The sequence below is a fragment of the Spirosoma luteolum genome, assembly GCF_054778875.1.
In genome coordinates this window covers 139447-151341 of record NZ_BAAGZE010000005.1, presented here as the reverse complement: position 1 = coordinate 151341, position 11895 = coordinate 139447, and the positions used below count along the sequence as shown (strand labels likewise).

At 58.4% G+C, this 11895-nt stretch carries 11 protein-coding genes; 5 read left to right on the top strand and 6 right to left on the bottom strand.

Annotated elements, in window-relative coordinates:
• Positions 1 to 54: 54 nt before the first annotated feature.
• Entirely contained in the window at positions 55 to 585 is a 531-nt protein-coding gene (locus ACYVAC_RS08335; RefSeq protein ID WP_461097153.1) for a hypothetical protein, read from the bottom strand.
• Between the two features lie 30 nt (positions 586 to 615).
• Positions 616 to 984: a PadR family transcriptional regulator gene (locus ACYVAC_RS08330; protein WP_461097152.1), complete on the bottom strand. Its 369-nt coding sequence runs from the start codon at positions 982 to 984 to the stop codon at positions 616 to 618.
• Between the two features lie 227 nt (positions 985 to 1211).
• Between ACYVAC_RS08330 and ACYVAC_RS08325 the strand changes: the two genes are divergently transcribed.
• The gene (locus tag ACYVAC_RS08325) at positions 1212 to 1664 is read left to right on the top strand and encodes an FKBP-type peptidyl-prolyl cis-trans isomerase (protein WP_461097151.1); all 453 of its coding nucleotides are present in this window, start codon (positions 1212 to 1214) and stop codon (positions 1662 to 1664) included.
• Between the two features lie 81 nt (positions 1665 to 1745).
• On the opposite strand, the gene ACYVAC_RS08320 is transcribed toward ACYVAC_RS08325, so the two are convergent.
• Entirely contained in the window at positions 1746 to 2150 is a 405-nt protein-coding gene (locus ACYVAC_RS08320; protein WP_461097150.1) for a hypothetical protein, read from the bottom strand.
• A gap of 131 nt (positions 2151 to 2281) precedes the next feature.
• Here ACYVAC_RS08320 and uvsE point away from each other — a divergent pair, with 131 nt between their 5' ends.
• The gene (gene uvsE / locus ACYVAC_RS08315; protein WP_461097149.1) at positions 2282 to 3190 is read left to right on the top strand and encodes a UV DNA damage repair endonuclease UvsE; all 909 of its coding nucleotides are present in this window, start codon (positions 2282 to 2284) and stop codon (positions 3188 to 3190) included.
• Positions 3191 to 3313: 123 nt separating this feature from the next.
• Here uvsE and ACYVAC_RS08310 read toward each other — a convergent pair whose 3' ends face one another.
• Both ACYVAC_RS08310 and ACYVAC_RS08305 read right to left on the bottom strand, forming a co-directional pair.
• Positions 3314 to 3766 (bottom strand): T9SS type A sorting domain-containing protein, encoded by a 453-nt coding sequence (locus ACYVAC_RS08310; RefSeq protein WP_461097148.1) that lies wholly within the window; start codon positions 3764 to 3766, stop codon positions 3314 to 3316.
• A 502-nt stretch (positions 3767 to 4268) separates the two neighbouring features.
• Complete coding sequence (locus tag ACYVAC_RS08305) at positions 4269 to 5159, bottom strand: hypothetical protein (RefSeq protein WP_461097147.1); 891 nt, start codon at positions 5157 to 5159, stop codon at positions 4269 to 4271.
• Between the two features lie 185 nt (positions 5160 to 5344).
• Here ACYVAC_RS08305 and ACYVAC_RS08300 point away from each other — a divergent pair, with 185 nt between their 5' ends.
• From ACYVAC_RS08300 to ACYVAC_RS08290, 3 genes are all read left to right on the top strand, one after another.
• On the top strand, positions 5345 to 6154 hold the full coding sequence (locus tag ACYVAC_RS08300; RefSeq protein WP_461097146.1) for a glucose 1-dehydrogenase: 810 nt from the start codon (positions 5345 to 5347) through the stop codon (positions 6152 to 6154).
• An 82-nt stretch (positions 6155 to 6236) separates the two neighbouring features.
• On the top strand, positions 6237 to 8873 hold the full coding sequence (locus tag ACYVAC_RS08295) for an MGH1-like glycoside hydrolase domain-containing protein (RefSeq protein ID WP_461097145.1): 2637 nt from the start codon (positions 6237 to 6239) through the stop codon (positions 8871 to 8873).
• A 77-nt stretch (positions 8874 to 8950) separates the two neighbouring features.
• Positions 8951 to 10447 carry a flavin-containing monooxygenase gene (locus tag ACYVAC_RS08290; protein ID WP_461097144.1) on the top strand — a complete coding sequence of 499 codons (1497 nt, stop codon included), beginning with the start codon at positions 8951 to 8953 and terminating at the stop codon, positions 10445 to 10447.
• A 21-nt stretch (positions 10448 to 10468) separates the two neighbouring features.
• On the opposite strand, the gene mtaB is transcribed toward ACYVAC_RS08290, so the two are convergent.
• Positions 10469 to 11812, bottom strand: coding sequence for a tRNA (N(6)-L-threonylcarbamoyladenosine(37)-C(2))-methylthiotransferase MtaB (gene mtaB / locus ACYVAC_RS08285; RefSeq protein ID WP_461097143.1), 1344 nt, complete (start codon positions 11810 to 11812; stop codon positions 10469 to 10471).
• Positions 11813 to 11895 lie beyond the last annotated feature (83 nt).

Here is an 11895-nt window from a genome sequence, read left to right as displayed (position 1 = left end):
TTTAGCTCCTGGCTGAATCGACAGCGCCGATGCGGTTTGAGAGCGGGCTGTTGGCTAGGCGCCTGGGATAGCGGTGGGCTGATGCCGAACGTGTTCGAGGTACCAGCTCAGTCCCCCGAAGGTAAGCCCGGCTACGCCCACAATCCAGACCAGTCCGGTCAAGCTCAGGTACGACCACTGCCCGCGGTTAAAGCCGTCGAGCATGGCCACCAGCATCAGACACAGGCTAATGGCCATAACAAAGGCGTTACGCATGGTCAGGCGGTACGACTGGCGCAGATCATAGGCCCCGTAGGCTTTATTGCGGAACTGAAACACAATGTCGTCGAGGCTGGCGCGCTGCAGTTGTTCATCGCTCAGCGTTAACTCAACCTGATAAACCGTCTGCAGGTGCCGGACAGCCGTGGTGTTGGCTTGTTCGACCACGGCCTCGAGGGCTTTGTCGAAGGGGAGCCCCAGCCACATGTACCGTTCCGTTTCGCAGGCCAGGTGGTCGATTAGTTCGTCGATCAGGGCATCCGATGAGCCCTTTGTCAGCAGGTGATGCCGAAGCAGTTGTACCTGCGCAGCGCTGAGTGGTTCCATGAGTATGTATCGGTTTTAGGACATGCACGATCAGGAGTGACTAAGGCGGTGGGCGGGTGGCTGCAGCAGCAACCGGACGGATTCGACGAACCGTTCAAACTCCGTTGTTTTCTGAATGGCTGCCCGACTGCCCTGGGGGGTCAGGCGGTAGTATTTGCGGAGCCGCCCGTCGACGGCTTCCGATTCGGTGGTGAGCAGGCCATCCTGCTCCAGTTTGTGCAGCACGGGGTAAAGCGCCCCGAATGTCAGGGTAATCTGGCCCTGCGTGCGCTCCGAAACGGCCTGGGTAATTTCGTAGCCATACATCCGGCGGGGACCATCGGCGCCGGTATCGGCCAGCAGATTCAGCACGATGGTTTTCAGCGTTCCCCGCAAAAATTCGTTGCCTGTGGCATCCATACAGATCTGAATATAAATAGCTGACAGCAAACATATATAGTTTTCCGATATATGCAAGTACCCGGGTGTTTAGTTATCGGACGGTAGCGTAGGGGTAGTGGTTTGGCTGTTTTTGTGAACTTTTGACCCGGGTAGTGAGTTGGTGTAGGGTTAGCGCGCCGTCGGAAAAAACAGGAGCCGGGCAACCGGGCCGGGCGGAACAGCGTTCATCAAACCAACATACGCGTATGGCACAAGCAAAATCCGGCGACACCGTTCAGGTGCATTATACCGGCACCCTGACCGACGGCACCGTGTTCGATTCGTCGGCGGGCCGCACCCCACTCGAATTTATCGTCGGCAGCGGCCAGGTCATCAAAGGGTTCGATGATGGCGTCGAAGGCATGAGCGAAGGCGAGAAAAAAACCATCAACATTCCGGTGGAAGATGCCTACGGCCCGGCCAATGAAGAAATGATTTTTACCCTTAACCGGAGCGATATTCCCGACGATATTCCGCTCGAAAAAGGGATGACGCTCAATATGCACGAAGATGGCAACCCCCGCGCCATTCCGGTGATCGTTCGGGATTTGACCGATACCAACGTGACGCTCGATGCCAACCATCCCCTGGCGGGCCAGGATCTGGTGTTCGAAGTAGAACTGGTTGGCGTAAAGCCAACGGCTGGTCTGGTGCAATAGACCGGTAGTCAACCTTGTTAAAAAAAGCCTGTAGGTACAGTGCAGTCGGTGATACCGGCGCGCTGGCCTGCAGGCTTTTTTTTAGTGGCCGATGTTGTGCGCCAGCAGGTGGTGCAGTTCGTCGACGGCGGTCTGGATACCACGTTTGTTGGCGCGGGCTACGTACGAGGCCAACGCCACGATCAGTGCCCCTACATTAAGGGCCAGGGTCAGGTTGTGTAACTCGGGCAGGCCCGCACAGGCGTCCCGCACGGCTTCCTGAACAGTCAGGGTGAGCACGCGTGGCTGGTCGACCGACGGGTTGACCGCCCGCGACTGCATGTCGTGGGCCCGGTTGAGCAAACTACTCTGGTACGCGTTGAGGTCCAGCTGTTGCTCATGCGTAAACTCCGACCAACGACGGAGCTGGAATTCCGTCAAGGTCCGCGCCATTTGCCGGTATGTATCGGCAATGCAGTTAGCCTGATCGTTGGTTAAATCATTCATCGAAACGCCAGGAGGGGAGTGGAGTAGGTAATATAGACCGTTTCCTGAAAAATTGGTGCTGCGAAGGCTTCACTTTTGACGGAACGGTAGACATGGGCAAACCAACCGTGTAGACAACCGGTTGATTGTGTATGGACAGTACTCCCAATCAGTTTGGTTATGCCTGTATAAACCTGAGTTTGCAGGCCGACAAGATCACCACCAACCGGGGCATGATCCGGAAAACGTTTACTGAGCGCGGGGTTGCCTACGCATCGGCCTTAGCCCTGCAGAATGTACACGATCTGTTGCGGGTTGTCGACTGGAACGTAGCGCACGGCTTCGGGCTGTTCCGGCTTTCGTCCGAGATTTTTCCGTGGGCGTCGGAGTACCGATTGCGCGAACTGCCCGACTACCCCGAAATCCGGGCGACGCTCGAAGATATCGGCCGCCGACCCATCCGGCTCACGGTTCACCCCGGCCCGTTCAATCAGCTGGCCGGGCAGGAGCATGTGCTGCTTAATACCATCAACGATCTGGAATACCAGTCGGAACTGTTTGATCTGATGGGGCTGGTGCCGTCGCATTGGAACAAAATAAATATCCACGTGGGAGCCGCCTACGGCGACAAGCCGGCTACGCTGGCTCGTTTTGCCGAACGCTTCAATACGCGCCTGTCGGCCGGGCTACGCGCCCGCCTGACCGTTGAAAACGATGATCGGGCCACCCTCTACACCGTAGCCGATCTGGTACCCCTGCATGAACAAACGGGTATTCCGATCGTGTTCGACTATTTCCATCACCAGCTCAACCCGGGCAGTCAGACCGAAGAAGAAGCGTTCCTGGCTGCCTATGCTACCTGGGATGTACGTCCCGTGTTTCATTACTCTAACTCCCGGCAGCAGTACGAAGATCCCACTGCCCGGCGTGAAGCCCACGCCGACTGGATATACGAACTGGTCAACACCTATGGCCGGCCGGTCGATATCGTGTTTGAGTCGAAGATGAAAGAACTGTCTGTATTGCGGTTGCGTGAGCGTCTGGCTACCGAACCCGCCTGAACGCCCGCAGGCCCAGCGCACCGGGAGTGCGTGGGCCTGCGGGCTGGGCCAGTCGATGCTGGCCTGATTACGTGCGTAGTGAATAGCCCCGATGGGGCAATGTGTGCAGGATCGGACTGAAATCTAGTTCCGAACGTCGACCCGGGTGGTGAACTGCTTCTGGTTAGGACCGACCACGAAGGTGTAGGCACCACTTGGCAGCGCCGACAGATCGAAGCGGCCAACCGAACCCTGCAGGGTACCGTTGTGCACCAGCACATTCTGCATATCGTAGATCGACACACTGGCGTCGGTCACGTTGGTGGCGGGCATTACCACTTCCACTTTACCTTTTTCGTAGGCCGTTACCGTAGGGTGTACCAGTTGCATGGCGTTGGTGCCGTTGACAACCAGCGCGTTGTTCTGGATGTTGATCGGCTGCGACATCCACCAGTTGCTGTTGCCGGCAGTCATTGTGTACTGACCGTCGGGCAGGCTGTTCAGATCGAACGAAGTCGACCGGGCTTTTCCTTTAGCAATGGCTCCCTGGTACAGCACGTTACCGTCGGCATCGATGATGGCTACGTCAACGGGCACGCCTGGCTCTGTATATACACGGACTTTTTTCTGGTCCGCCTTCGTGATTTTCACCCCACCTACGACCGAACCATTGTCGGCTTTAGCATCTCCCATGCCAGCCAGACCCCATACAGAAAGTAATACTGCGATTGAAACTCGGATAGTTTTCATTGGTCTGAGAATTTTGTTTTACCGTGACAAAGGTGTGCGGTAGCCGAGGATCAATGCAATAGCCTTGGTGCTGTAAGTCAGGCTTTTAGGAAATATTCATTCTTTCGTACTATTCGATATTGAGAAAATAGGGCATTTATTAAAAAAAGTCAATAAGTCCCTTAGAATAGCGCATGTATTGTATTTTTCTAATATTCTTAACTTTTAGGACGGAACCAAATGGTACGCCTAGTTAACCACGGTAAAGTCCAATTTGCCCGAAAAAGTTATATTAACAGGCAGTTACTAGCCCGGCTGTACGGCTGTCAGGATAGCGCATCGAATGAGTCTGACAGCCGTATAGGCGAGATCAAAACCGGCCGATTACCGATAGGCCTGCATGGCTATAGCTAGAGTAGGGGGCCATCTCCCACGATACGGTCCGCTTCAGAGCGCGGTTGTAATATTGAACAGCCCGCAGAAACGTTCCATCCTGGTTTCCCGGCCCACTCATGCCAACCAGTAATCCGGTCAGCATGGCCACGCAACCAGTGACGCCCAGTGCCACGCCGTTAGACTGGGTAATTGTGGCGGACTGACTAACGGGTACCGGGGTGGCGGGTGTGGCCGGCTGGGTGGTGGTAGTGGGGGCGAATGGATCGGTATGAACGGTCTGTCCGCTATACGGGCCACTGTAGCAGGTCCAGGAGCCGTTGTATCCAATCCAGCTGCCGCAGTTGAACAGAGTAGGACCGGTGGCCGGCGCTGGGGTAGGAACGGTTGGGAGCGTATAGGTCGGGGTGGTCGAAGATCGTTGTCGTTCCACTGCTTTTTTGTAGTCACCGGCCTGCACAGCACCAGCGATAAACATCAGTAGCCCCGGTATAAACAGCACAGCCCCTATGGTAGCCCGGCTTTGCCGTTGTGCCACAATGGCGTTAAACTGCCTGTGTTGCTGGTTTACGTCTGGATCATTGAGGGCCAGCATGTAACGCCACAACGCCTGCTGGGGGTTGTCGACATCGATCCCGTCGTAGCTGTAGATTCGGCGGATACCTTCATGAGTTGTGTAGTAGGTATGGCTACGCCCTCGATCCGTAGTAGTCGAACTGGTTGTGTAGGTGTACGGTATCTCCCGGAACGCGATCGGCTTCAACGTGTCGCTGGCGGGTGGGGGCAGGCGGAGCCCCGGAATGAGGGATTCGGATTGCGCAAGGCAGAACAGGGGGCAGGCCAGCAGACCAATCAGCAGCGTTTTCATAACTAAGGAATTAATCAGAAAAATAAACTCCTGCCCGATAGCGTAACCTGCCACTTAGTAAATAACGGAATTAAGCATTGGTTAAAACCGGTTACCGGCTGTTTGCGGGCCGGCCGTTCAGCGGTCGGCCCGCCTGAACAAAGCGCCCGGAAATGGCTTTAGGAATAATAAACCATTTGCAACACATGACGAACGTACTCGACGGGCAGATTGCCCTCATTACCGGATCCAGCAGTGGCATTGGGGCCGGCGTAGCCAAATCGATGGCCGAAGCCGGAGCCACGGTGATCATCAACCACCCCGTTGCCGCTACGCAGGCTGCGGCCGACGCTGTACTGGCCGACATCACGGCGGCCGGTGGCAAAGGCATGGTTGTGCAGGCTGATGTCAGCCAGGAAGATGACGTGGTCAGTATGTTCGCGCAGATCGTCGATGCCTACGGAACCGTCGATATTCTGGTCAACAACGCCGGTTTGCAGCGCGACGCCAAATTCGACGAGATGACCCTCGAACAGTGGAACACGGTTATCAACGTCAACCTGACGGGGCAGTTTCTGTGCGCCCGGTCGGCTATCCGTGAGTTTCTGCGCCGGGGCCCGCGTCCTGAGGTGTCGGCAGCAACGGGCAAAATTATCTGCATGAGTTCGGTACACGAGCTGATTCCCTGGGCCGGCCACGTCAACTACGCGTCGTCGAAGGGGGCAATCAAAATGCTGATGCAATCGCTGGCGCAGGAGTATGGTGATCGCAAAATTCGGGTCAACAGCATCTGTCCCGGGGCCATTCAGACGCCCATCAACCGGGGGGCCTGGGAAACGCCACAGGCGCTGAACAGTCTGATGACCCTGATTCCGTACAACCGGATCGGGCAGCCCGCCGATATCGGCAACCTCGCCGTTTTTCTGGCCTCCGACCTGTCTGATTACATTACCGGGGCCAGCCTGTTCATCGACGGCGGCATGACCGTTTTCGAAGGGTTTGCAACGGGCGGCTGAGCCAGGTCCGCCGGCCATGTCACCGTAGTCGGGTAGCCAGGTGGGGGCTACCCGCTTCTAAAACCTGCGTTTCGATTAAGCAATGACCGTAGAACAACAACGACTGGAAGACCCGGCCTGGCGCCAGTGGGGGCCGTTTGTCGCCGACCGGCAGTGGGGCACCGTGCGGGAAGACTACAGTGCCAACGGCGATGCCTGGCACTACACCACCCACGACATGGCTCGCAGCTACACCTACCGCTGGGGCGAAGAAGGAATCGGTGGCTTCTGCGACGATAAACAGCAGTTGTGCCTGAGTCTGGCGCTCTGGAACGGCAACGATCCCATCCTGAAAGAGCGTTATTTCGGTTTGTCCAACGGCGAGGGTAACCACGGCGAGGATGTTAAGGAGCTGTATTACTACCTCGATAACGTGCCAAGCCACGCCTGGCAACGAATGCTCTATAAATACCCCCAGGGTCGTTATCCGTACGAACGGCTGCTCGACGAAAACCGGCGCCGGACCCGGCAGGACCCGGAGTTTGAACTCCTCGATACGGGTTTGTTCGACGACGATCGATACTTCGACGTGTTTATCGACTACGCCAAAGCCGGGCCGCAGGATATCCTGATGACCATTACGGCCCATAACCGGGGTCCCGAAGCGGCTACGCTCCAGCTGCTGCCTACAGTCTGGTTTCGGAATACGTGGCGCTGGGGCGACGACTCCGACGGGGTACCGAGTACAGAGCCCGCGCTGGCGCACCAGGCCGATGGATCGGTGCTGATTCAGCATACTCAGCTGGGAACCTATTCGATCCGGGCCGAGGGAAATCCGGCCTGGCTGTTCTGCGATAACGAAACCAATCTGGCCCGGCTCTACGATACGCACCTGGGGGCACGCTACCCCAAGGATGGTATCAACGACTACGTGGTGGCCGGACGCCCCACCGTGAACCCGGCCCAGCGCGGCACCCGGGCGGCTGCCCACTATATGCTCACGATCGACGCGGGCGGGCAAGCCACCATCCGCCTGCGACTGTCGGCGGGGCTGGCGCCAGCCGATCCGTTCGCCGACTTCGACACGATCCGAGCGGAGCGGCAGGCCGAGGCCGACCTGTTTTACGCCACCATTCAGCCGGCGCTGGCTACCGACGATGAAAAACGGGTGCAGCGGCAGGCGCTGGCGGGCATGCTCTGGAGCAAGCAGTATTATTACTACGATGTGTCGCGCTGGCTGGCCGGCGACCCCAATCAGCCACCTCCGCCCCCCGAGCGAGCCCGGGGGCGCAACCACACCTGGCCACAGCTCATCAACGCGGGGGTTATCTCGATGCCAGACAAGTGGGAGTACCCCTGGTATGCTGCCTGGGACTGGTCGTTTCACTGCGTTACGCTGGCGATGGTCGACCCCGGTCTGGCCAAGCAGCAGCTGATGCTCCTGACCAATGAGTGGTACATGCACCCCAATGGGCAGTTGCCTGCCTACGAGTGGAATTTCTCGGATGTGAATCCGCCCGTGCAGGCCTGGGCGGCCTGGCAGGTTTACCTGACTGACAAGGCCCGGGCCGAAAGCGTGGGCAAACCCGCCGATCTGGCGTTTCTGCGGGCCATCTTTCATAAGCTGCTGCTCAACTTCACGTGGTGGGTAAACCGCAAGGACGATACCGGCAACAACATCTTTGAAGGCGGCTTTCTGGGGCTCGACAACATTGGGGTGTTCGATCGCAACGCCGTACTGCCCAACGGCAGCCACCTCGAACAGGCCGACGGCACCAGCTGGATGGCCATGTATGCGTTGAATATGATGCGGATTGCCCTCGAACTCAACCGCCACGATGCGGTGTATGGCGAGCTGGCGACCAAGTTCTTCGATCATTTCCTGTACATCGCCGATGCCATGACGCGCATCGGGCACGACAACATTGGGCTGTGGGACGAAGCCGAAGGGTTCTTCTACGATCAGCTCCGGCTGTCGGACGGGAGTGTCGAGAAAATGCGGGTCCGGACACTGGTCGGCCTGATTCCGATTTTTGCCGTAGAAGTGCTCGAAAACGACCTGCTCCGGGCCGAACCGGCCTTTCTGGAGCGGATGGAGTGGTTCCGGTCGCACCGCCCGGACCTGTATAACCAGGTGTCGCGCTACAGCGAAAAAGGGGCCGACGAAACGCGCCTGCTGAGTCTGCTGCGGGGCTTTCGGCTTAAATCGCTGCTCTGCCGGATGCTCGACGAAACCGAGTTTCTGAGTCCTCATGGCGTGCGGGCCGTGTCGAAAGTGTACCGCGATACGCCCTACACCTTCACACTCGAAAACACGACCTTCGAACTGCGCTACACCCCGGCCGAAAGCGACAGTGCGCTGTTTGGCGGCAACAGTAACTGGCGTGGCCCGGTCTGGATGCCGACTAACTACCTGATGGTGCTGAGCCTGGAGAAATTCTACCAGTATTTCGGCGATGATTTTACGGTAGAATACCCCGTTGGGTCGGGGCAGCAGCAGACCCTGCGCACCATTGCCCGCGAGCTGACGGAGCGGCTCATCAGTCTCTTCACCGCCGATGCAGCCGGCAACCGGCCGGTGCTGCATACCCATCCCAAGTTTCAGGACCCGCATTTTCGCGACTATGTGCTGTTCTACGAGTACTTCGACGGCGACACGGGCCGGGGTGTGGGCGCCAGTCACCAGACCGGCTGGACGGGCCTGGTCGCCGAACTGATCAGTCGCAAATACCGATCCTGACCGGTAGGAAAGCCGGCAGCGCAACGGGGTGTTTTTTTTGCTACATTCCCCTGTTCATTCAGATCAACACAGCAGTTATGACCGTAGATGCGGAAGTAGGGATTGTGGGCGCCGGTTTCGGCGGGCTGGTAGCCGCTGTTCACCTGCAGGAGGCCGGGCAGCGCTCGTTTATACTGTTCGAACGGGCGGCCGGCGTGGGCGGTACCTGGCGCGAAAACGTGTACCCCGGCTGCGCCTGCGATGTGCCGTCGCACCTGTACTCGGTAGCGGCCGTACCCAACCCCAACTGGAACCACTCGTATGCCCGGCAGCCCGAGATTCTGGCGTATCTGGAAAAGCTGGTGCAGCAGCGCGGCCTGGCCGAACACATTCGTTACAACAGCGATATCGTTGAGGCCGTTTTTCTGCCGGCGGCCGGTTGCTGGCGCGTAACCGACCGCAACGGCCGACAAACCACGGTACGGCTGCTGCTGCTGGCCATGGGGCCACTCAACCGACCCAATATCCCGACCTTTCCGGGCCTCGATTCGTTTGCCGGCAAGGTGTTTCACTCGTCGCGCTGGGATACGACTTACGATCTGAGCGGCAAGCGGGTAGCCGTAGTCGGCACGGGCGCCAGTGCCATTCAGATCGTTCCGAGCATCGCATCCGTAGTGGGCCAGCTGACGGTTTATCAGCGCTCGGCGGCCTGGGTGACGCCCCGCAACAGCCGGGCCATCACCAGCCTCGAGCGGCAGCTTTTCCGGCGCGTGCCGCTGGCGCAGCGGTTGTGGCGGGAAGGAATCTACTGGCTGCGTGAACTGATCGGGCTGTCGTTTCTGGGCAACGATACCATTCACCGGCTGGCCACCCGGCAGGCGTTGCAGAAACTCGATCAGGAAGTGCACGACCCCGAAACACGCCGAAAACTGACGCCTGATTACAAGCTGGGCTGCAAACGGATTCTGGTTTCCGACGAGTACCTGCCCACGTTTAACCGGCCCAACGTGCACCTCGAAACCGGGTCGATCACGCGCATCACGCCAACCGGAATCGTTACGGCCGATGGGCAGGAACACCCCACCGACGTGCTGATTCTGAGCACCGGCTTCGTGGCGGCCGATATCGATTTTTACACCCGCATTATCGGGCATGAAGGCCAGAGTCTGGTCGACGAGTGGCGCGAGACGGGGGCCGAGGCTTACCGTGGCACAACAGTGGCCGGTTTTCCAAACCTGTGTCTGGTGCTGGGCCCCAATACAGGGCTGGGCCACACGTCGGTCGTACACATGATGGAGTCGCAGATGAACTACATCAACGGATACCTGAACTTGCTGCAGCAGGCACCCGCCCCGGCCTACCTGGATCTGAAGCCGGCCGTTCAGCAGGCCTACAACGCCGACCTGCACAAAGCGCTGGAAAAAACCGTCTGGACATCGGGTTGCCAGAGCTGGTATCAGAACGCTCGGGGGCGCAACACCACGCTGTATCCGGGCCTGACCGTCCGCTTCCGGCGCGAAACCCGTCGGATCGACCCGCAGGAGTATGTCCGGGTCGGTGCCGCTGCCCAACCGCTACAGCCCGAACCCGCCTGAGTCGGGCAGTAGGGGCGGGGCCTAGTGCGTCAGCACTAGTGAATCGACCTCTGCGACGGAAACGGGCCCCTCGGGCGTAATGTCAACGAGTTGTACGGTTTTGAGTTCGTTAATCAGCAGCGGGTCGTAGGTGGCCACTACGCGCACGTAGTTCTCAGTAAAGCCCTGCATCTGCCCATCGGCAATGTCTTCCTCAAACAGCACGGTGGCCGTTTTGCCCAGTTGCGATTCGTAGAACGCCCGCCGTTTTTTATCCGACAGGATGTGCAGCATTTTAGACCGCTCGGCCCGCACATGGCCCGGCACCACGGGCTTGATACCCAGCGCGGTGGTGTTGGGGCGCTCCGAGTAGGTAAAGACGTGGAGGTACGAAATGGGCAGTTCGGTCAGAAATTCGTACGTCTCGCGGAAAGCGGCTTCGGTTTCGCCGGGGTGCCCCACAATCACATCGACGCCAATGCAGGCATCGGGCATCAGGGCTTTGATGCGGGCCACGCGGTCGGCGTAAAGCTCGCGTTTGTAGCGCCGGCGCATCAGACCCAGTACGGTATTGGAGCCCGACTGCAAGGGAATATGAAAGTGGGGAACAAACCGTTTCGAGCCGGCCACAAACTGGATGATCTCGTCGGTGAGGAGGTTGGGCTCGATGCTCGAAATCCGGAACCGGTCGATACCCTCGACCGCATCGAGCGCGTTGATCAGATCGAGGAAGGTGGCCTGCCGCTCCCCGTCGATCAGTCCAAAATCGCCGATGTTAACCCCCGTCAGCACAATCTCCCGGACGGTGCCCGTGGCCCGGTCGCGGCCGGCAATTTCCCCGGCGGCTTTTACCACGTTGGCAACCGTATCGGAGCGGCTTTTGCCCCGGGCCAGCGGAATGGTGCAGTAGGCGCAGGGGTAGTCGCAGCCATCCTGCACCTTTAGGAAAGTACGGGTGCGGTCGTTGAGCGAATAACTGGCGTGATAGTCGATGGCGTGCTCGATGGGGGAGTTAAACACCTGACCGGGCTGGCCCGCGCCAACTTTCGTGAAGGTTGGCATCAGTTCGTGGAGCCGGAACTTTTCGGCAGCGCCCAGCACGGCATCGACACCCGGGATTTCCGAAATTTCTTTCGGCTTCAGCTGAGCGTAGCAACCCACAATAGCCACGTAGCCATCGGGGTTTATCTTTTGTGCTTCCCGCACGATTTTCCGGCACTTGCGGTCGGCGTGGTCGGTAACGGAGCACGTATTGATAATAAAAATGTCGGGCTGCTGATTGAACTCCACCCGCTGGTATCCTTCCTGCTCCATCAGGCGGGCCAGGGTCGATGTTTCGGAGAAGTTAAGCTTGCAGCCAAGCGTATAGAAAGCTACTTTTTTCACGATCGGTTATCTATCCAGCAAAAGTACAAAAAATAGCCGGGGTGGGTTCCGGGCAGGTGGCAGAACAGAAAGTCGGCCTGGTC